Below are 19,717 nucleotides of genomic sequence, written 5' to 3' on the forward strand. Positions count from 1 at the left end.
CTCCTTACGCCGGGTTCGGAATATCGATAAACGTGACGTCAAGATCGGTATTTTCATTCAGCCAGTCGCTGAGCGCGCGAATACCGCCGCGCTCGGTAGCGTGGTGACCCGCAGAGTAGAAATGCAGCCCCTGTTCACGGGCAGAGTGAATGGTCTGCTCGGAGACTTCGCCGGTGATAAACGCATCAACACCGAAACGGGCCGCTTTATCAATAAAACCCTGCCCGCCGCCGGTACACCAGGCAACGCGGGTGATTTTTTCCGGCCCGGTATCACCACACCACAGCGGCTTGCGCCCGAGACGCGCTTCAATCCACGACGCCAGCTCCAGCCCCGGAACCGGCATGGAGAGTTCGCCCCACGGCAGCAGCTCTTCAATTTCGCCCATTACGTTAATGCCGAGCAACGCCGCCAGTTGAGCGTTATTGCCAAGCTCCGGGTGCGCATCGAGCGGCAGGTGCCAGCCGTACAGGTTGATGTCATTGGCCAGTAACGTTTTCAGGCGATTACGCTTCATCCCGCGAATGATCGGCGCTTCGTTTTTCCAGAAATAACCGTGGTGCACAATCACCGCGTCCGCCTGCTGGCGTACCGCTTCGTCCAGCAATGCCTGGCTTGCGGTCACGCCGGTGATAATTTTCTGTACCGTTTCCCGCCCCTCAACCTGTAGCCCGTTCGGGCCGTAATCACTGAACGCCGCACTGTTAAGTTTTTCGTTAATCAGTTTTTCCAGCTCGGTATTTTTCATCATCACTCCTTTACGCTTTACGGGCAGCTTCATAGGCCGCCAGCGTGGCGGTACGCGCCTGTTTATGGTCAACAATCGGGCGGGGATAATCGAGTTTTACCCCGTGTTTATCCGCCCAGTCCCAGGGTTGATGCACCGATTTTTCCGGCACATTTTTCAGCTCCGGTAGCCAGTGGCGAATAAACGCGCCGTCAGCATCAAACCGTTCGCCCTGCGTGGTCGGGTTAAAAATTCGAAAATAGGGAGCCGCATCGGTGCCCGTCGAGGCCGCCCACTGCCAGCCGCCATTGTTTGCCGCGAAATCGCCATCGATTAACTGCGACATAAAATAACGCTCCCCATGGCGCCAGTCGATAAGTAAGTCCTTGACCAGAAAGCTCGCGGTTATCATCCGTAAGCGGTTGTGCATCCAGCCGGTGGCGTTCAACTGGCGCATCGCCGCATCAACAATAGGGTAGCCGGTATTGCCGCGTTGCCAGGCTTGCAGATGCCCGGCGTTTTCCTGCCACTGCACCTTATCAGTCCAGGCTATAAAAGGACGATGCTTACAGAGTGCCGGATGATAGGTCATCAGATGGCGATAAAATTCGCGCCAAATCAGCTCATTCAGCCACACGGCTCCCGGTCCGCCGTCGAGCGCCCGCGGTTGTTCAGCCAACAGACGATGCAGGCACTGGCGCGGTGATAAAGCGCCAGTCGCCAGACACGCTGACAAGCGGCTGGTGCCTTCGATTGACGGGAAATCGCGCTGCTGCTCATACGCCGCCGCCTGCTGCTGGCAAAACTGACGAAGCCGCGCGAGAGCGCTTTTCTCATCGGCCGGGAACAGGTTTTCGTCAAATTCCTGCTGTGGATAATCAAGCGTAATCGGTTCTACTGCGACCTCGACGCCTTCACGCGGGTGCGGTGCGGCGACACACTGAGGCAGATCCGCTTTCAGCCGACGCAGAAAGGCATTTTTAAAGGGCGTAAAAACTTTATACATCTCATGATTGCCGGTCATCACGCTACCAGGTGCCAGCATCACGCTGTCGTCAAAACCCTGGCAGGCAACATTTGGCAATGCCTTTTCGACGGCCGCGTCACGCTGTCGCTCGTTAAATTCGTATTGATAGTTATAAAAAAGATGGCTGACTTGCTCGCGCCCACAGACATCCACCACCGTTTGTACGCTGTCGGTAAAATCTGCCGCTTCCCGGTAGATCAACGGAATGCCCTTTTCCGCCAGCGCCTGCTGCAAGGCGTTGAGATGCGCATTGAGACAGGCAGCCTGGCGTGGCGCCATATTATGTTGCCGCCACTGTGCCGGCGTGGCGATAAACAGGGCTTTTACCTGCGCGTTATCGCTGCGACAGGCAGCAGCAAGCGCAAGATTGTCGTGCACGCGCAAATCCGCGCGAAACCAGACCAGATGGGTGGTCATACCGCTCCTAATGTCCTTAATGTAAGCACCGCGCCTTTAGCCGGGAGTTAACATGGCGTAGCCCGGCCAGGGACGCGTCGGGAAATTCAACCATATAGTGTTTGAGTAAGGTCTTCGGTGCAAGCCGTGGCTGGGGTCGCTGGCGGTAACATTCAATCAGCGTGGAGAGGGCTGGCTGCTGGCGTGCATAAAGCGTTTGATAAAAACCAGGCATCAACGCCCTGGTATGATTGCGCCGCGTGGTTAGCGCCAGGCGGGTCGGAGCAAATATCTGCCGGGCAGAGAGCGACTTAGCCGCGAGCGCAAGCCCTGTATAACAACCGTAAAAAAAGACAGGTTTCCCGGACAAACAGGCAAGAATGCCAGCGGGGATGTTCTCGCGCTTTACGGCTCGTTTTTCTACCCCGGTAAGGGTAGTCACAGGCCGCAGGTAAAAAAAAGCCACCGCAAAAGCGGTGGCGATGAGGTTTGCTGTGTGTCGTCGATTAATAAAAGTCGCAGGCTACTTTCTCTGCCTGCTCCATCCACACCGGTTTATCGCTGGTTTTTGCCCAGACGCGATGCAGATAGCTATAAAAACGTGCGCGGTCTTTCCAGAACAACATTACCGGCAACGCCAGCACACCCGCCAGAACGGCGAAAGCACGTCGCATCAACACAATATGAGCCGGAAACGCTTTGTATGTGTCCATAATTCTCTCCCCTTTGTCAGGCCGGTAAGCAGCACCGGAAAATAATTAGCCCCCACTGAAACTCACTAACGTAAAAACCAGGGCGGCACTGAAATCTGGTTAAAATAGTACCGTTTTGTTTGTAATTTTACTACTCATCCGACCACTATTTTTTGTCAATTTAAGCTTTATTTACATTGAGCCGGTAAATAAGTTACGAAATGGTTAAATTAATACTAACCATCAGTTAAATTGTGGATTATTTGATAAACAGGGTTGCCCAGGGAAAGGGGCAACGCGCATTCACACCACTCCCCCGGCTCATTCCGCGCGATTTTTATATTTTTTTTACACCTCGCCCGCCGATTTTTGCGAAATCTTTGCGTCGAAAATTCTACTTTTTCTGCACATCGTTAAATCACCCCGGAGGTGGATTGTGAGTGCAGGCGTAGTAATCGGCATCGTGCTGGTTTTCCTGTTATTGGGCTATCTGGTTTATGCCCTGATCAACGCGGAGGCTTTCTGATGGCCGCTCAGGCGTTTCTTCTGATTGCCAGCTTTCTGCTGGTATTGTTTATCCTCGCGCGCCCGCTCGGTTCGCTGCTGGCGAAAATGATCGCCGGGCAGCCGCTGCCCGGCGTGCGCGGTGTGGAAAACCTCCTCTGGCGCGGGCTTGGTATCGATACCCGTGAAATGAACTGGCGGCACTATTTACTGGCGATTTTGTGGCTGAACATCTTCGGCCTGGTGCTGCTGTTTGCGATGCTGATGCTGCAAGGCTTTCTGCCGCTTAACCCACAAAACCTGCCGGGGCTCTCCTGGCACCTGGCGCTGAACACCGCCGTCAGCTTTATCTCTAACACCAACTGGCAGGCGTACTCCGGGGAGAGCACCCTGAGCTATTTCAGCCAGATGGCGGGACTGACGGTACAAAACTTCTTATCCGCCGCGACGGGTATTGCTGTGGTCTTTGCGCTGATCCGCGCTTTTTCACGTCGCAGTATGGAGACGCTCGGTAACGCCTGGGTCGATATCACGCGCATCACCCTGTGGCTGTTGCTGCCCATCGCACTGCTGATTGCGCTGTTTTTTATTCAGCAAGGGGCGCTGCAAAACTTTTCGCCGTACCAGGCTTATACCTCGCTGGAAGGTGTGCAACACCTGATGCCGATGGGGCCTGTCGCGTCGCAAGAAGCGATAAAAATGCTCGGCACCAACGGCGGCGGCTTCTTTAACGCCAACTCGTCGCATCCGTTTGAAAACCCTACAGCCTTAACCAATTTTGTGCAGATGCTGGCGATCTTCCTGATCCCGGCGGCGCTGTGCTTCGCTTTTGGCGATGCGGTCGGCGATCGCCGCCAGGGACACATGTTGCTGTGGGCAATGTCGATTATTTTCGTCATCTGCGCCGGGATTGTGATGTGGGCGGAGTTGCAGGGTAACCCGCACTTCCTGACGCTCGGCGGCGACAGCGCCATCAATATGGAAGGGAAAGAGAGCCGTTTCGGCATTCTGGCAAGTAGCTTGTACGCCGTGGTCACCACCGCGGCCTCTTGCGGCGCGGTCAACGCCATGCATGACTCGTTTACCGCGCTTGGCGGCATGATCCCGATGTGGCTGATGCAGATTGGCGAAGTGGTGTTCGGCGGCGTGGGTTCGGGTCTGTACGGCATGCTGCTGTTTGTACTGCTGGCGGTGTTTATCGCCGGGCTGATGATTGGCCGCACACCTGAATTCCTCGGCAAGAAAATCGATGTGCGTGAAATGAAAATGACCGCGCTGGCGATCCTCGTCACCCCGGCTCTGGTGCTGATTGGCACCGCACTGGCGATGATGACCGACGCCGGTCGCAGCGGCATGTTCAACCCCGGTATTCACGGCTTTAGCGAAGTGCTGTACGCCGTCTCATCTGCCGCCAATAACAACGGCAGCGCCTTTGCGGGCTTAAGCGCCAATACGCCGTTCTGGAACTGTTTGCTGGCGTTCTGCATGTTCTTTGGCCGCTTTGGTGTGATTGTGCCGGTGATGGCGATTGCCGGTTCGCTGGTGGCGAAGAAAATTCAACCGACCAGCTCCGGCACGCTGCCAACGCATGGTGCGCTGTTCATCGGCCTGCTGATCGGCACCGTGTTACTGGTCGGCGCTTTAACCTTTATTCCAGCCCTGGCGCTTGGCCCGGTGGCGGAATACCTGCAATTTTAAGAGTGGCGGAGACGCGTTATATGAGTCGTAAACAACTGGCGCTTTTCGAACCGAATCTTGTTCGTCAGGCGCTGATGGATTCCGTGACCAAGTTAAGCCCGCATGTACAGTGGCGTAACCCGGTAATGTTTATTGTCTGGATTGGCAGCGTGTTAACTACCCTGCTGGCGCTGGCAATGGCGACCGGTCATCTCGACGGCAGCGCGTGGTTCACCGGCGCGATCAGCGTGTGGCTGTGGGTGACGGTTCTGTTCGCCAACTTCGCCGAAGCGCTGGCCGAAGGCCGCAGTAAAGCGCAGGCCAACAGCCTGAAAGGGGTGAAAAAGACTGCGTTTGCCCGCAAACTTCGCGCCCCGCAGCATGACGCGCAAATCGACCACATTCCGGCGGAAGATCTGCGCAAAGGCGACATCGTGCTGGTGGAAGCAGGCGACATTATCCCCTGCGATGGCGAAGTGATCGAAGGCGGCGCGTCGGTGGATGAGAGCGCGATCACCGGGGAATCCGCACCGGTGATTCGTGAGTCCGGCGGCGATTTCGCCTCAGTAACCGGCGGTACGCGCATTCTCTCTGACTGGCTGGTGATCCAGTGCAGCGTTAACCCCGGCGAAACCTTCCTTGATCGCATGATCGCGATGGTGGAAGGCGCGCAGCGGCGTAAAACGCCGAACGAAATCGCGCTGACCATTTTGCTGGTGGCGCTGACGATTGTGTTCCTGCTGGCAACGGCAACGCTGTGGCCCTTCTCCGTGTACGGCGGCACGCCGGTGAGTGTCACCGTGCTGGTTGCCCTGCTGGTATGTCTCATCCCAACCACTATCGGCGGACTGCTTTCCGCGATTGGTGTCGCGGGGATGAGCCGCATGCTGGGGGCAAACGTGATTGCCACCAGCGGTCGCGCGGTGGAAGCGGCGGGCGATGTCGATGTGTTATTGCTGGATAAAACCGGCACCATCACGCTGGGTAACCGCCAGGCGTCAGACTTCCTGCCCGCCCGGGGCGTGGATGAAAAAACGCTGGCCGATGCCGCACAACTCTCCTCGCTGGCGGACGAAACGCCGGAAGGCCGCAGTATTGTTATTCTGGCGAAACAGCGCTTTAACCTGCGCGAGCGCGACATGCAGAGTCTGCAAGCGACTTTTGTGCCGTTCACCGCGCAAACCCGGATGAGCGGGATTAACGTGCAGGACCGGATGATCCGCAAAGGTTCCGTCGATGCTATTCGCCGCCATATCGAAGCAAATGGTGGTCAGTTCCCGGCTGATGTCGAAGCGCTGGTCGAACGCGTGGCGCGCCAGGGAGCAACGCCGCTGGTGGTTGCCGAAGGGGCAAAAGTGCTGGGCGTGATTGCGCTGAAAGATATCGTCAAAGGCGGCATAAAAGAGCGTTTTGCCCAGTTACGCAAAATGGGTATTAAAACGGTGATGATCACCGGTGATAACCGCCTGACCGCCGCCGCGATTGCCGCTGAAGCGGGTGTCGACGATTTTCTGGCCGAAGCGACACCGGAAGCCAAACTGGCGCTGATCCGCCAGTATCAGGCAGAAGGCCGGCTGGTAGCGATGACCGGCGATGGCACCAACGACGCCCCCGCGCTGGCGCAGGCGGATGTGGCGGTCGCGATGAACTCCGGTACGCAGGCGGCGAAAGAAGCGGGCAACATGGTGGATTTGGATTCCAACCCCACCAAGCTGATTGAAGTGGTGCATATCGGCAAACAGATGCTGATGACGCGTGGTTCGCTGACCACCTTCAGTATCGCTAACGATGTGGCGAAGTACTTCGCCATTATCCCGGCAGCGTTTGCGGCGACCTATCCGCAACTGAATATGCTCAACGTGATGCACCTGCACTCCCCGGCGTCGGCAATTTTGAGTGCCGTTATTTTTAACGCGCTGGTGATTGTGTTTCTGATCCCACTGGCATTGAAAGGGGTGAGCTACAAACCGCTGACCGCCTCTGCCATGCTGCGTCGCAACCTGTGGATCTACGGGCTGGGCGGTTTGATCGTGCCGTTTATTGGCATCAAAGCGATCGACCTTATTCTCACGCTGTTCGGCCTGGTGTAAGAGGAAGATAAAAATGGCTTTATTACGTCCCGCATTTCTGCTTTTGATACTCTTTACCCTGATTACCGGCGGGCTTTATCCGCTGCTGACTACCGCGCTGGGGCAGTGGTGGTTTCACGATCAGGCCAACGGCTCACTTATTCGTGAAGGCGACAATGTGCGTGGCTCTCGCCTGTTAGGCCAGGATTTTACCCAGTCGGGATATTTTCATGGTCGCCCTTCCGCCACGGCGGACGCGCCTTATAATCCTATGGCGTCCGGCGGCAGTAACCTGGCGGGTAGCAACCCGGAGCTGGATAAAGAAGTGGCGCAGCGCGTCGCGCAACTGCGGGCCGACAACCCGCAAGCGGATACGCATGTACCGGTAGAACTCATTACCTCCTCGGCCAGCGGCCTTGATGGTCAGTTATCTCCGCAGGCCGCGGAATGGCAGATCCCGCGGGTGGCGCAGGCGCGTAACCTGCCGGTGCAGGTGGTGGCGAAACTGGTGGCGCAGCACACGTCAACGCCGCTGGTGAATTTTATCGGCCAACCGGTGGTGAATGTGGTGGAACTTAATCTGGCGCTGGATGCGCTCAAGGACAAATAAAGCATGACTGATGAGCCTTTGCGCCCCAATCCCGACCGCCTGCTGGAGCATGCCGCCACCGCGCACCGGGGCAAGCTAAAAGTCTTTTTCGGCGCCTGCGCCGGGGTGGGGAAAACCTTTGCGATGCTGCAGGAAGCACAGCGGCTGCGGGCGCAAGGGCTGGATATTCTGATTGGCGTCGTGGAAACCCACGGTCGAAAAGAGACCGCCGCGCTGCTGGAGGGGCTGGCAACGCAGCCCGCCCGGCGTATTCACCATCGCGGACGCTTAATTCAGGAGTTTGATCTTGACGCCGCCCTTGCGCGGCGTCCGGCGCTTATTTTGATGGACGAGCTGGCACACAGTAACGCGCCCGGCTCGCGCCACCCGAAACGCTGGCAGGATGTCGAAGAGCTGCTGGAAGCGGGAATTGATGTTTTTACCACCGTCAACGTTCAGCACCTTGAAAGCCTGAACGACGTGGTCAGCGGCGTGACCGGGATTCAGGTGCGCGAAACGGTGCCGGACCCCTTCTTTGACAGCGCCGATGAAGTGGTGCTGGTGGATTTACCGCCGGATGACCTGCGCCAGCGTCTGCACGAAGGCAAAGTCTATATTGGCGGTCAGGCGGAACGCGCGATTGAGCACTTCTTCCGTAAAGGCAACCTGATTGCCCTGCGCGAACTGGCGCTGCGCCGCACAGCCGATCGGGTGGATGACCAAATGCGCGCCTGGCGCGACCGCCAGGGCGAAGAAAAAGTCTGGCACACGCGTGATGCGATTTTGCTTTGCGTCGGCCACGGCGCAGGCAATGAGAAGCTGATCCGCACTGCCGCACGCCTGGCGGCCAAGCTCGGCAGCGCCTGGCATGCGGTATATGTCGAAACCCCAACGTTGCATAAACTGCCGGAGCCGCAGCGGCGGGCGATTTTAAGTTCGCTGCGCCTGGCGCAGGAGCTGGGCGCAGAAACCGCCACCCTTTCCGATCCGGCGGAAGACCGCGCCATTTTGCGTTACGCGCGCGAACATAATCTCGGCAAAATTCTGATTGGCAGACGCAACAAACGCCACTGGTGGAGCCGGGAATCCTTTGCCGACAGGCTCGCCAGGCGCGCGCCGGATCTCGACCTGGTGATTATCGCGCTGGAAGATGCGCCGACTCCCCTGCCCGCCCGCGCCGGGGATATTCGCCCGTTTATGGATCGCTTTCGCGTGCAGCTTAAAGGCTGTCTCGTCGCGCTTGCGCTTTGCGCCGCCATTACCCTGATAGCTATGCAGTGGCTGACGGCATTTGATGCCGCCAACCTGGTGATGATCTATCTGCTTGGCGTGGTGCTGGTGGCGCTGTTTTTTGGCCGCTGGCCCTCCGCTTTCGCCACGGTAATTAATGTTGTCAGCTTCGATCTCTTTTTCATTGCCCCGCGCGGCACGCTGGCGGTGTCCGATGTGCAGTACCTGCTGACTTTTGGCGTAATGCTGACGGTAGGCCTGGTAATAGGCAACCTGACGGCCGGTGTTCGTTACCAGGCGCGCGTGGCGCGCTACCGGGAGCAGCGCACCCGACATCTGTATGAGATGTCAAAAGCGCTGGCGGTTGGGCGCAGTAATCAGGATATCGCCGCGACCAGCGAAACCTTTATCCACTCCACGTTTAATGCGCGCAGCAAACTGCTGTTGCCGGACAGCCACGGCCAGCTGGCGGCTGTGACGCAGACGCACGGCATGACGCCGTGGGATGACGCCATCGCCCGCTGGAGCTTTGATAAAGGCCAGCCTGCTGGCGCGGGCACCGATACGCTGCCCGGCGTGCCGTATCAAATTTTGCCGCTAAAAAGCGATCAAAAAACCCATGGCTTGTTGATTGTTGAACCGGCGAATCTGCGCCAGTTAATGATCCCGGAACAGCAGCGCCTGCTGGAAACCTTCACCCTGCTGGTCGCCAGCGCGCTGGAGCGCCAGGCATTAGCCACCAGCGAAGAGCAGGCGCGGCTTGCCAGCGAGCGCGAAAGCATTCGCAACTCGTTGCTGGCGGCGCTGTCTCACGATCTGCGCACGCCGCTGACCGTGCTGTTTGGTCAGGCGGAGATCCTCACACTGGATCTGGCGAGCGAAGGTTCAGCACATGCGCCGCAAGCTAACGAAATCCGCCAGCATGTGCTGAACACCACGCGGCTGGTGAACAATTTGCTGGATATGGCGCGTATCCAGTCCGGCGGCTTTAACCTGAAAAAAGAGTGGCTGACCCTCGAAGAGGTGATTGGCAGTGCGTTGCGAACGCTGGAGCCAGGGCTTGGCGGCCAGCATATTGCGCTCGACCTGCCCGATCCGCTGATGCTGGTGCATGTTGACGGCCCGTTGTTTGAGCGCGTGTTGATTAATCTGCTGGAAAATGCGGTGAAATATGCCGGGCATCGCGCCGAAATCGGCATTACCGCGCACAGCACGCCGGATCAGTTAACGCTGGATGTGTGGGATAACGGGCCGGGGATCCCAGCAGGTCAGGAAGCGGCGATTTTCGATAAATTTGCCCGCGGAACCAAAGAGTCTGCCATTCCCGGCGTTGGGCTGGGGCTGGCGATTTGCCAGGCGATTGTTGAGGTGCATGGCGGCACTATCGCTGCCCGCAACCGTCCGCAAGGCGGCGCGCTGTTTTGTGTTACACTTCCACGGGAAACACCGCCGCAACTGGATGAATTACCTGAGGATCTGTGATCAACGTTCTGATTGTTGAAGATGAACAAGCTATCCGCCGTTTTCTGCGCACCGCGCTGGAAGCCGAAGGGCTGCGCGTCCATGAAGCAGAAACACTTCAGCGCGGGTTAATTGAAGCCGCCACCCGCAAGCCAGATCTGGTGATCCTTGATTTAGGGTTGCCGGACGGTGACGGGCTCGACTTTATTCGTGATCTGCGCCAGTGGAGCAAAATGCCGGTGATTGTGCTCTCTGCGCGTACTGAAGAGAGCGACAAGATCGCCGCGCTGGATGCGGGTGCCGACGATTATCTCAGCAAGCCGTTTGGCATTGGCGAATTGCAGGCGCGCCTGCGCGTCGCGCTGCGCCGCCATGCCGCAGCCACACCTGATGAGCCGGTGGTCACTTTTTCAGATATCCGCGTCGATCTGGCTAACCGCCGCATCCAACGCGGTGAGGAAGAGCTTCATCTCACACCGATTGAGTTTCGCCTGCTGGCAGTGCTGCTCAATAACCACGGGAAAGTCCTGACGCAGCGCCAGCTGCTTAGCCAGGTCTGGGGTCCTAACGCCGTGGAACACAGCCATTACCTGCGCATTTATATGGGACATTTGCGGCAAAAGCTGGAGGTCGATCCGGCGCGCCCTCGCCATTTACTGACGGAAACAGGTATCGGCTACCGGTTTATGCTCTGACGGCGTATCCTTCTGATTTTTGGGAGGGGAATCATGAGTGCCTGGTTAATTTATGCCTTGCTGTCGGCGCTGACCGCCGCGCTGGTCGCCATTTTCGGCAAAATCGGTTTACAACATCTTGATGCCAATACCGCCACCGCCATCCGTGCGGTGGTGATGGCGATTTTTTTGGTTGGCGTGGTGGTGGTTCAGGGCAAGCTGTCGCTGATTTCGACGGTATTCGCCGATAAAAAAGCGTTGCTGTTTGTGGTGCTAAGCGGCGTAGCCGGTGCGCTGTCGTGGCTGTTCTACTTTATGGCGATCAAAACCGGGAATGTATCGCGCGTAGCGCCGATTGATAAGCTCAGCGTAGTATTTGCGGTGATTCTGGCGGTGGTGCTGTTTGGCGAGAAAGTTTCTCTCATTTCTGGCGCGGGTGTGGCGTTGATTACCGCCGGTGCGCTGATGGTGGCGCTGGGGTAATTAAAAACAGGCTCCGGGAGGAGCCTGTGCGAATATTATCGGGATATTTGACGATTAAACATTCGGGAGAAAAGGCCGCCTTTCTTCGTTGGGGTTGTAGGAGGTGAATTAGGTAACCTCATCTTAAATACAATCCGTTGAGTGGAGGGTTTATCCTTCGTCTGATAGGTTAATAGTCTGCTACCTGAAGCATCGAAATTCGTCGCGTCAAGATATGTCGTTTGTTCGACTGTCGCGCTAAAAATCCCCTCTGCCAGATATTCTTCAGTATCCATATTTTTCATTTCGAACTGTTGCCTGGAGGTGATGCGGTACACATCCCCCTCATGAACGATCAAATGTTCAGGTTTGCTGTCACGTTTAGCCGAAAACGTGTTGTCATCATCAACACGCCTCACGCCATAAAGCTCAATAGCAATATCTGCAAGGTGCCCCTGATGAGCCACCGTAGAAAGGATTTTTTTATTTTGCGGAGAGAAAAACTGATCAACGTCTGCCGCTGAGAATGGAATATCCATACCGAGTGCGGCATAGGAAGTAGTGTAAACAGAGCGATGGAGATCTTTGGCAAATGCCTCAGAAACAGCAGCCCCTTCTTCAACCAATTCTGATTCGTGCGTGGGCTGAAAATGAGGGATTTTACGTTCCCAACTGACAGTGATACTACGCGAGCTGGTTTCACTCCCCTCAGAAGCGGGTTCATCCTGGATATTTCCTCTCACTATCACCGGGTTGTTTTCCGATTCGATAAAGCTATCTGGTACATGAAGTAATCGATCCAGTGCAGCGAATTCATTATTACCGATCAGTTCCCCGAAACTTCTGGAAGCTAAGATCGGCGCTCGCCCATCCGGATCTTTTAGCGTCAACGGATTGTTATGTACCATGCAGTATAAATTTAGCCCTCCCTCTGGGTCCGCACTGAGCCAACGTCCGCCCCACGGCTGATAATAGCGATAGCCGTAATAATACAACCCTGTGGCATCCAGCTCTTTGCTCGAATAACGTAAGGTTTTGTAGCTGACTTCCGTCTGATTACGGGCCACCAGTAGCGCCGTGCCGCCGAAGGGATAATACTCTTCCTGACTAATGAGGTATCCGTCCCCATCGACCTCCAACTGGCAGCTACCGATCAGGTTGCCATAGCTCCAGCGTAGTTGGTCATTTGCGCTAATATCGCCTGGTAAGCCACTTTCCCAATGCAATGCCCTCACTTGTACCTGGTCGGCAACGCTGGTAGTGATCACCTGTAAATTCTCCGTCACGGTGCCACCATTGGTGGTTGTTCGCCATTCAAGACCAGGCAGGTAAATCACCTTTTGTGACCGATTACCGCCACCAGTCTGTTGACTAGCCACTTTGATAATACGTTGGCTGCGGGCATCGTAACGATAGCTTTCGCTGTCATCGCTGCCACTGTTGCGCACGACTGGCACAACTTTCTGTAGTTCGCCTCGCGGGGTCCAGGTCAGTGGCTGACCAGAGAAGAGAACGGTTTGCTGACCGCCATAGGTGAATAGAGTATCTACTTGCGCAGGATCCTCTGTCAGACTACTCAACACGGCCCGATTGCTACTATTGCTGACAGTCATCGTCGTGGTATAGCTATTGCCGGAGGCGGGTGCGCTTTGTTGAATCTGTATCAGATTGTTGCCGGTATCATAACTGTATGTGCGGCTGTAGTTAGTGTAAGTAGCATCATCGAAGGAAGAAAACACAGGGAGAGCACTGCTTTGTTGCCTTGCATCCGCCATTTCACGACCAGTTGCCCTGATCAATTGATACAGGCTGTCATAGCTGTAAGTACACCTGGGCACGATTTCTTGATTACGCCAGAAGCGTGTCTCTTCTGCATCGTTGCTGACCACCAGTACATTACCTACTGGATCATATTCATAACGCAAATCTTGCAGTACTTTCGCACCGGAAGGGTGAGTCGTTGGACGCTCGGTTTTAATACCAACCAGGCGCTGAGTTTCCTTTTCGTAGGTCCAGGTCGTCAACACACCATTACCGTGTAGTTCTACGAGCTTTTGCCCTGCGGCAGAATAGGTTATTGATGTGACAATGGGCTGCTCTTTACCACCGTTGATTGTCAGCCAACACGATTTCACCAATCCTGCCACATCGTAAGCAATGCGTTGCACATTGCCGACAGCATCAATGGTGGCGAGGACACTTCCGATGGCATCAACGGTAGTCAACGTGGTGTAATTCTCACTCGCCAACGAATCGTTCCAGACAGAAACATCACTGCCCTGCCAGTCTGCAAAAGTATTTGCATCTTCAGCACCCCGCAACAATCTGCGTGTAACGGATAGCGGAACGCCATGAAGTGAAAAAACCTCCACCTGGACCAGTCCTACGGGATCATAATGGCTGATACACTGGCCAGAGAGATTATTATCCTGCTCACTTTGCGTATTGCTACCGTAGACAAATCTTTCCATTACTCGAGCATTATCTCCCGCTACCTGCTCCGTCAAACTCAGCAAGCGGCCAGGCAAAGTACTTTTCTCATACTGCCAGGAGCGGGTCAGTGAACGCTCACGTTCACCATGGAAACCAATATTTGTAACGGAAAGAAAAATACGTCCGGCATTGTCGTTCAACGCAATTGTGGTTCCCGCATCAGAACTCTGCTCACAGAGTACATGCCCTAACAAATCGGTCATGTAGATAAAATTCACCTCCCCGTTAACATATAAACGAGGGTCTGCACTCTGTTGCAAAAAGCCCCGCGCATTGAACCCATGCCTGGCTATACGTTCGCTGGTAACTGCCGGGGTGTCTGGGTGCCGGCAGTACGCAATATTGCGGACATTTAGTCCACGATTATCAAGGACTTTGACTGACGGGGTTTTTCCAAAAATCGTCAACATAAGCATTCTCCTGTCGTTTTTATCGAGGCGCTAAATCTGCGGATCGCTTCAAAATGAGTTAATGGCAAAATAATAAAGTTCGCCACTCAAGCACAGGAAAGGAGGGGAAAGTCACTGGGGTAACATCTTAAAAAACAAAACAAAAAAACGGGAACGCTAAACGTTCCCGTACAAATTAAGATTTTTCATTACCCTGGGGGTATTTGAGCTATGCGTTTTTCAGCACTTCGCTGACAATCTCTACCGCTTCTTTTTCGATCTGCTTACGGTGTTCAGCACCGAGGAAGCTTTCACAGTAGATTTTGTAGGCGTCTTCGGTACCTGACGGACGCGCGGCGAACCAGCCGTTGTCGGTCATCACTTTCAGCCCGCCAATGGATGCGCCGTTGCCCGGTGCCGCAGTAAGACGCGCGGTAATCGGGTCACCAGCGAGGGTGCTGGCGCTAACCATTTCCGGAGAAAGCTTAGACAGTGCCGCTTTCTGTGCGGAAGAGGCGGAAGCCTGCAAACGGTTGTAGCTCGGCGCACCGAAACGTTCTGCCAGCTCATCGTAGTGCTGCTGCGGGTTTTTCCCGGTGACGGCGGTGATTTCCGCAGCCAGCAGGCACATGATGATGCCGTCTTTATCCGTTGACCACGGGGTGCCGTCGAAACGCAGGAAAGAAGCACCCGCGCTCTCTTCGCCACCGAAGCCGAAGCTGCCATCGTGCAGACCATCAACAAACCATTTAAAGCCGACCGGAACTTCCACCAGCTTACGACCCAGATCATTCACCACGCGGTCGATCATCGCCGAGGAAACCAGCGTTTTACCAACGGCAACGTCTTTGCCCCACTGCGGACGGTGCTGGAACAGGTAGTTGATCGCCACCGCCAGGTAGTGGTTCGGGTTCATCAGACCAGCCGGAGTAACAATGCCATGACGGTCGTAGTCCGGATCGTTGGCGAAGGCCAGATCGAACTTGTCACGCAGCGCCAGCAAGCCCGCCATGGCACACTCGGAGGAGCAATCCATACGGATAACGCCATCTTTATCGAGATGCATGAAGCGGAACGTCTGATCGACCTGATCGTTAACAATGGTCAAATCCAGCTTGTAGTGCTCAGCAATACGTTTCCAGTACTCGATACCGGAGCCGCCCAGCGGGTCAACACCCAGTTTCAGGCCCGCTTTCTGGATAGCCGCCATATCGACGATATCCGCCAGCCCTTCAATAAACGGCTGTACCAGATCTTTTTCCGTCACATGACCAGACGCCAGCGCGGCATCAAGCGTAATGCGTTTTACGCCTTTCAGGCCATCTGCCAGCAGTGCGTTAGCGCGATCCTCGACCACTTTGGTGACGTTGGTATCAGCCGGGCCACCATTGGGTGGGTTATATTTGATACCACCATCTTCCGGTGGGTTATGCGACGGCGTAATAACGATACCGTCCGCCTGCGCGCCGCCGTTTTTGTTGTGAACCAGGATAGCGTTTGAGACGGCAGGCGTCGGCGTGAAGCCGTTATTTTCCTGCACGATAATGTCCACACCGTTGGCTGCCAGCACTTCCAGCACAGAGATAAACGCCGGTTCAGACAGCGCGTGGGTATCTTTACCCACATAGCACGGGCCGGTAATACCGTTTTTCGCACGCTCTTCGGCGATAGCCTGAGCGATGGCGAGGATATGCTGCTCGTTGAAGCTGTGGCGACCTGCGCTGCCACGGTGGCCGGATGTTCCGAACTTCACCGCATGTTCTGAATTTCCGACTTCCGGTTTCAGCACGTAATACTGCGCAGTAAGCTGCGCGACGTTGATTAAATCGCCCTGTTGTGCAGGTTGACCCGCACGCGGATGGTTAGCCATTGCCTGGTCCTTTCAATGCAAGGATTAAATTGTGCCGCAAACTTTTTCAATCAATTCCGCGGGGAACTGCATTGATTGCATGATGTGCTCGATCATGCTGCATTTACGACCCGTATTGGTATTAGTGATGACCCAGTAAGGGGTGTTCGGCACCTGTTTCGGCTTGGTTTGATTGCCGTTTTGCAAAAGCGTTTGCTCGTTCGCGGCAAAGTATACGCGGGTGCGCCCATGCAGAGACTCGGTGGACTCCGTAAACCCTTTTTCATCCAGTAAGTAGAGTGTAGACAGCACCAGCAGGAAACGATTGACCGCCTTTTTCTGCTCGGCATATTCATCAGACAGAAGCAGCTCGCGAACGGCACGGACTTTGTCTTTGGCGGTGTTGGTCGGTTTACTCCCTTCAACGGTGCTGACAGTACGCGTCTCTTTTACCGGCGCGAGGGAAGCGGCAGGCTGTGATGATTGAGGTACGGCGGAAAATTTTAACATACGCCGTAAAATGTCGGATGCGCTCTCGCCAATGTGCTTCGTGTGGCTGGCAATATAACTGTAGAGCTCATCATCAACTTCGATCGTTTTCATCTTAATCCAGTGCGATATCTTATCTGAATACAAGTGTTGGGATTATAAAGTGAAATCTCAACAGCGGATAGCGTCAAACCAGGATGGCGGCAAAACTAAGAGTAATTCTTAACCTTGCGGCCGGGCGGCAGAATGTTCAACATAATAACCTAACCCGAATGAGTGAAAAAAAGAACTTTGCCATGAAATTGAATACGCGCGCGCAAACTGCGCAACATCCGCACAACAATTCTCCGATCGTACTTGTTCACGGTCTTTTTGGTAGCCTCGATAACCTTGGCGTGCTCGCCCGTGAGCTGGTTCAGGATCATGATGTGTTGCAAGTGGATATGCGTAACCACGGTCTTTCAGAACGCGCTTCAGAAATGAACTACCCGGCCATGGCGCAGGATCTGCTGGATACGCTGGATGCCCATCAGCTCGATAAAGCGACCTTTATTGGCCACTCCATGGGCGGTAAAGCGGTGATGGCGTTAACAGCGCTTGCGCCGGAGCGTATTGATCAACTGGTGGCGATTGATATTGCACCAGTGGATTACCAGGTGCGACGCCATGACGAAATTTTTGCCGCCATCAATGCGGTGAGCGATGCCGGGGCATCCACTCGCCAGCAAGCCGCGGCCCTGATGCGCGAACATATAAATGAAGAAGGTGTCATTCAGTTCCTGCTGAAATCCTTTGTCGACGGCGCATGGCGTTTCAATGTGCCGGTGTTATGGGATCAATACCCGCATATTGTCGGCTGGGAAACGATTCCTGCATGGCATAAACCGACCCTGTTTGTTCGCGGAGGAAACTCCCCTTACGTCACTGAAGCCTACCGTGACGCGCTGCTGGCGCAGTTCCCGCAGGCGCGAGCACATGTGATTGCAGGTGCAGGTCATTGGGTACATGCCGAGAAACCCGATGCGGTTTTGCGCGCTATCCGTCGCTATCTCGCTGAAAAGACAAATTGATTAAAAAGGCGGCGACTGGTCGTTTCAACGCGCCCGGTCGTTGGCGTGTCCGTTGTGCTGATGTATGATGGCGCGCTATTCAGCCCGGGCGCGCCGCCCGATTGCTTGTTTTTCCCGTAGTATGCTTAGACCATGGCTAAAGAACAAACGGACCGTACGACACTAGATCTGTTCGCGAATGAGCGTCGCCCGGGACGGCCGAAGACAAACCCGCTCTCGCGCGATGAACAGTTGCGCATCAATAAACGCAATCAGCTAAAACGCGATAAAGTTCGTGGGCTTAAGCGTGTCGAATTAAAACTTAACGTGGAAGCCGTCGATGCGTTAAACGAACTGGCAGAAGCGCGAGATATGAGCCGCAGCGAGCTTATCGAAGAGATGCTGCTGGCGCAGCTGAAAGCTTTGCGCGGCTAGCGAATCCTCCGAAACATCATCGAAATAACACTTTCATGTGTCATACAGTGCAGTCCGACGCGATAGCAGTTTCCGCGTGCTTCCCTGTTCTGCTATGATTGCCCTTATCTGTGGGCGTAGCGCCATCACCATACTCATTAAGTTTCAAGAGGTTATTTTACTCATGGCAATTACAGGCATTTTCTTCGGCAGCGACACCGGTAACACCGAAAACATCGCGAAAATGATTCAGAGTCAGCTTGGTAAAGACGTTGCCGACGTACATGACATTGCCAAGAGCAGCAAAGAAGATATCGAAGGGTATGACATTCTGTTGCTCGGCATCCCTACCTGGTACTATGGTGAAGCGCAGTGCGACTGGGATGACTTTTTCCCGACGCTGGAAGAGATCGACTTTAACGGTAAATTAGTTGCGCTGTTCGGCTGTGGCGACCAGGAAGATTACGCGGAATACTTCTGCGATGCACTGGGCACCATTCGCGATATCATCGAACCGCGCGGCGCGACCATCGTTGGCCACTGGCCGACTGCGGGCTACCATTTTGAAGCCTCTAAAGGTCTCGCGGACGACGACCACTTCGTTGGCCTGGCGATTGACGAAGACCGTCAACCCGAGATGACCTCAGAACGCGTACAGAAATGGGTAAAACAGGTTCGTGAAGAGCTGCACCTGGACGATATCATTAACGCCTGATTTTCTACGGCGTAATCTGTGGGTTACGCCGTATTAATAGATAAAAGCAATGGAAATAATTGCTACAAATTTTTAACTTTTTTCTCCATCGCTGTACAATGAGCCCTGCTAAACTGGGTGCCGTCGCAAAGGACTTTGCTGGCGACACCACGTTTTATAAGCTTACTTTACTTGAGGGCTTGCAGTTTTCATCCAGCCATGGCAGTTCTATAATGAGACGCATTACCCCAGGTGCATTCCTTATAACTTCCGCTAAGGAAGTGAATCGTATAGCAACAGGACAGATTCCGCATGACTGACAACAATACCGCATTAAAGAAGGCCGGCCTGAAAGTCACGCTTCCTCGGTTAAAAATCCTTGAAGTGCTTCAGGAACCGGATAACCATCATGTCAGTGCGGAAGATTTATACAAACGACTGATCGACATGGGCGAAGAGATCGGGCTGGCAACGGTTTACCGTGTACTGAACCAGTTTGACGACGCCGGGATTGTGACCCGTCATAACTTCGAAGGCGGCAAGTCCGTTTTTGAACTGACTCAGCAACATCACCACGATCACCTGATCTGCCTCGATTGCGGCAAGGTGATTGAATTTAGTGATGACTCCATTGAAGCGCGTCAGCGTGAAATTGCCGCGAAACACGGCATTCGCCTGACTAACCACAGTCTTTACCTTTACGGCCACTGCGCCGAAGGTGACTGCCGCGAAGATGAACACGCGCACGACGCGAAATAACTGCTTTTGAAACCTAAAAAGCCAGCCTGACGGTTGGCTTTTTTTTGCCTGCAACATCGGCAATAAAAGAAAA

The 19,717-nt window shown here is 54.8% G+C and carries 18 protein-coding genes; 11 read left to right on the plus strand and 7 right to left on the minus strand.

The window, feature by feature from the left end; all coding sequences use genetic code 11:
• Positions 1–4: 4 nt before the first annotated feature.
• Genes DFO56_RS02790 through DFO56_RS02805 form a run of 4 tightly spaced genes read right to left on the minus strand, consistent with a single transcriptional unit; the run spans position 5 to position 2,863 of the window.
• Positions 5–748: a type 2 GTP cyclohydrolase I gene (locus DFO56_RS02790; protein ID WP_045509031.1), complete on the minus strand. Its 744-nt coding sequence runs from the start codon at positions 746–748 to the stop codon at positions 5–7.
• Between the two features lie 10 nt (positions 749–758).
• Positions 759–2,171 (minus strand): deoxyribodipyrimidine photo-lyase, encoded by a 1,413-nt coding sequence (phrB, locus tag DFO56_RS02795; protein ID WP_045509028.1) that lies wholly within the window; start codon positions 2,169–2,171, stop codon positions 759–761.
• Positions 2,172–2,187: 16 nt separating this feature from the next.
• Positions 2,188–2,616, minus strand: coding sequence for a DUF1722 domain-containing protein (locus tag DFO56_RS25070; protein WP_072051628.1), 429 nt, complete (start codon positions 2,614–2,616; stop codon positions 2,188–2,190).
• 40 nt (positions 2,617–2,656) lie between these two features.
• Positions 2,657–2,863, minus strand: coding sequence for a YbfA family protein (locus DFO56_RS02805; protein ID WP_017455929.1), 207 nt, complete (start codon positions 2,861–2,863; stop codon positions 2,657–2,659).
• A 415-nt stretch (positions 2,864–3,278) separates the two neighbouring features.
• Between DFO56_RS02805 and kdpF the strand changes: the two genes are divergently transcribed.
• The 7 genes from kdpF to DFO56_RS02840 are packed head-to-tail and all read left to right on the plus strand — an operon-like array spanning position 3,279 to position 11,529.
• Complete coding sequence (gene kdpF / locus DFO56_RS02810; protein ID WP_020457044.1) at positions 3,279–3,368, plus strand: K(+)-transporting ATPase subunit F; 90 nt, start codon at positions 3,279–3,281, stop codon at positions 3,366–3,368.
• Positions 3,368–5,044, plus strand: a complete 1,677-nt coding sequence (kdpA, locus tag DFO56_RS02815) for a potassium-transporting ATPase subunit KdpA (protein ID WP_045509025.1) — start codon at positions 3,368–3,370, stop codon at positions 5,042–5,044. The genes kdpF and kdpA overlap by 1 nt, the downstream gene beginning before the upstream one ends.
• Before the next feature lie 20 nt (positions 5,045–5,064).
• Positions 5,065–7,113 carry a potassium-transporting ATPase subunit KdpB gene (gene kdpB, locus DFO56_RS02820; protein WP_020457042.1) on the plus strand — a complete coding sequence of 683 codons (2,049 nt, stop codon included), beginning with the start codon at positions 5,065–5,067 and terminating at the stop codon, positions 7,111–7,113.
• A gap of 13 nt (positions 7,114–7,126) precedes the next feature.
• Entirely contained in the window at positions 7,127–7,702 is a 576-nt protein-coding gene (gene kdpC / locus DFO56_RS02825; RefSeq protein WP_045509022.1) for a potassium-transporting ATPase subunit KdpC, read from the plus strand.
• 3 nt (positions 7,703–7,705) lie between these two features.
• A complete protein-coding gene (kdpD, locus tag DFO56_RS02830) occupies positions 7,706–10,393 on the plus strand; it encodes a two-component system sensor histidine kinase KdpD (protein WP_020457040.1) in 2,688 nt (895 codons plus the stop codon).
• Complete coding sequence (gene kdpE / locus DFO56_RS02835) at positions 10,390–11,067, plus strand: two-component system response regulator KdpE (protein WP_045509019.1); 678 nt, start codon at positions 10,390–10,392, stop codon at positions 11,065–11,067. Before kdpD ends, kdpE begins: the two co-directional genes overlap by 4 nt.
• A gap of 33 nt (positions 11,068–11,100) precedes the next feature.
• Positions 11,101–11,529, plus strand: a complete 429-nt coding sequence (locus DFO56_RS02840; RefSeq protein WP_017455922.1) for an EamA family transporter — start codon at positions 11,101–11,103, stop codon at positions 11,527–11,529.
• A gap of 35 nt (positions 11,530–11,564) precedes the next feature.
• Here the strand turns inward: DFO56_RS02840 and DFO56_RS02845 are convergent, their stop codons facing one another.
• The 3 genes from DFO56_RS02845 to seqA form a co-directional block, all read right to left on the minus strand.
• The gene (locus DFO56_RS02845) at positions 11,565–14,411 is read right to left on the minus strand and encodes an RHS repeat protein (protein WP_052679795.1); all 2,847 of its coding nucleotides are present in this window, start codon (positions 14,409–14,411) and stop codon (positions 11,565–11,567) included.
• Positions 14,412–14,619: 208 nt separating this feature from the next.
• Positions 14,620–16,260 carry a phosphoglucomutase (alpha-D-glucose-1,6-bisphosphate-dependent) gene (gene pgm, locus DFO56_RS02850; protein WP_020457036.1) on the minus strand — a complete coding sequence of 547 codons (1,641 nt, stop codon included), beginning with the start codon at positions 16,258–16,260 and terminating at the stop codon, positions 14,620–14,622.
• Between the two features lie 24 nt (positions 16,261–16,284).
• Positions 16,285–16,842, minus strand: a complete 558-nt coding sequence (gene seqA / locus DFO56_RS02855) for a replication initiation negative regulator SeqA (RefSeq protein ID WP_045509016.1) — start codon at positions 16,840–16,842, stop codon at positions 16,285–16,287.
• 182 nt (positions 16,843–17,024) lie between these two features.
• Here seqA and ybfF point away from each other — a divergent pair, with 182 nt between their 5' ends.
• From ybfF to fur, 4 genes are all read left to right on the plus strand, one after another.
• Positions 17,025–17,798, plus strand: coding sequence for an esterase (ybfF, locus tag DFO56_RS02860; protein WP_045509066.1), 774 nt, complete (start codon positions 17,025–17,027; stop codon positions 17,796–17,798).
• Between the two features lie 132 nt (positions 17,799–17,930).
• Complete coding sequence (ybfE, locus tag DFO56_RS02865; protein ID WP_017455918.1) at positions 17,931–18,212, plus strand: LexA regulated protein; 282 nt, start codon at positions 17,931–17,933, stop codon at positions 18,210–18,212.
• A 163-nt stretch (positions 18,213–18,375) separates the two neighbouring features.
• Positions 18,376–18,906, plus strand: a complete 531-nt coding sequence (gene fldA / locus DFO56_RS02870; RefSeq protein WP_170956365.1) for a flavodoxin FldA — start codon at positions 18,376–18,378, stop codon at positions 18,904–18,906.
• A 291-nt stretch (positions 18,907–19,197) separates the two neighbouring features.
• The gene (gene fur, locus DFO56_RS02875; protein WP_007373881.1) at positions 19,198–19,644 is read left to right on the plus strand and encodes a ferric iron uptake transcriptional regulator; all 447 of its coding nucleotides are present in this window, start codon (positions 19,198–19,200) and stop codon (positions 19,642–19,644) included.
• Positions 19,645–19,717: the final 73 nt, after the last annotated feature.

Source organism: Kosakonia sp. AG348 (genome assembly GCF_003337365.1).
Taxonomy (GTDB): Bacteria; Pseudomonadota; Gammaproteobacteria; order Enterobacterales; family Enterobacteriaceae; genus Kosakonia.

What these genes read in the sequence shown, in the direction of transcription:
- ybfE (WP_017455918.1), top strand. Translation starts at nt 17,931, where the DNA reads ATGGCTAAAGAACAAACGGACCGTACGACACTAGATCTGTTCGCGAAT.
- kdpA (WP_045509025.1), top strand. Translation starts at nt 3,368, where the DNA reads ATGGCCGCTCAGGCGTTTCTTCTGATTGCCAGCTTTCTGCTGGTATTG.
- kdpD (WP_020457040.1), top strand. Translation starts at nt 7,706, where the DNA reads ATGACTGATGAGCCTTTGCGCCCCAATCCCGACCGCCTGCTGGAGCAT.
- ybfF (WP_045509066.1), top strand. Translation starts at nt 17,025, where the DNA reads ATGAAATTGAATACGCGCGCGCAAACTGCGCAACATCCGCACAACAAT.
- kdpC (WP_045509022.1), top strand. Translation starts at nt 7,127, where the DNA reads ATGGCTTTATTACGTCCCGCATTTCTGCTTTTGATACTCTTTACCCTG.
- phrB (WP_045509028.1), bottom strand. Translation starts at nt 2,171, where the DNA reads ATGACCACCCATCTGGTCTGGTTTCGCGCGGATTTGCGCGTGCACGAC.
- DFO56_RS02805 (WP_017455929.1), bottom strand. Translation starts at nt 2,863, where the DNA reads ATGGACACATACAAAGCGTTTCCGGCTCATATTGTGTTGATGCGACGT.
- seqA (WP_045509016.1), bottom strand. Translation starts at nt 16,842, where the DNA reads ATGAAAACGATCGAAGTTGATGATGAGCTCTACAGTTATATTGCCAGC.
- fur (WP_007373881.1), top strand. Translation starts at nt 19,198, where the DNA reads ATGACTGACAACAATACCGCATTAAAGAAGGCCGGCCTGAAAGTCACG.
- DFO56_RS02845 (WP_052679795.1), bottom strand. Translation starts at nt 14,411, where the DNA reads ATGTTGACGATTTTTGGAAAAACCCCGTCAGTCAAAGTCCTTGATAAT.
- DFO56_RS02840 (WP_017455922.1), top strand. Translation starts at nt 11,101, where the DNA reads ATGAGTGCCTGGTTAATTTATGCCTTGCTGTCGGCGCTGACCGCCGCG.
- fldA (WP_170956365.1), top strand. Translation starts at nt 18,376, where the DNA reads ATGGCAATTACAGGCATTTTCTTCGGCAGCGACACCGGTAACACCGAA.
- DFO56_RS02790 (WP_045509031.1), bottom strand. Translation starts at nt 748, where the DNA reads ATGAAAAATACCGAGCTGGAAAAACTGATTAACGAAAAACTTAACAGT.
- kdpB (WP_020457042.1), top strand. Translation starts at nt 5,065, where the DNA reads ATGAGTCGTAAACAACTGGCGCTTTTCGAACCGAATCTTGTTCGTCAG.
- pgm (WP_020457036.1), bottom strand. Translation starts at nt 16,260, where the DNA reads ATGGCTAACCATCCGCGTGCGGGTCAACCTGCACAACAGGGCGATTTA.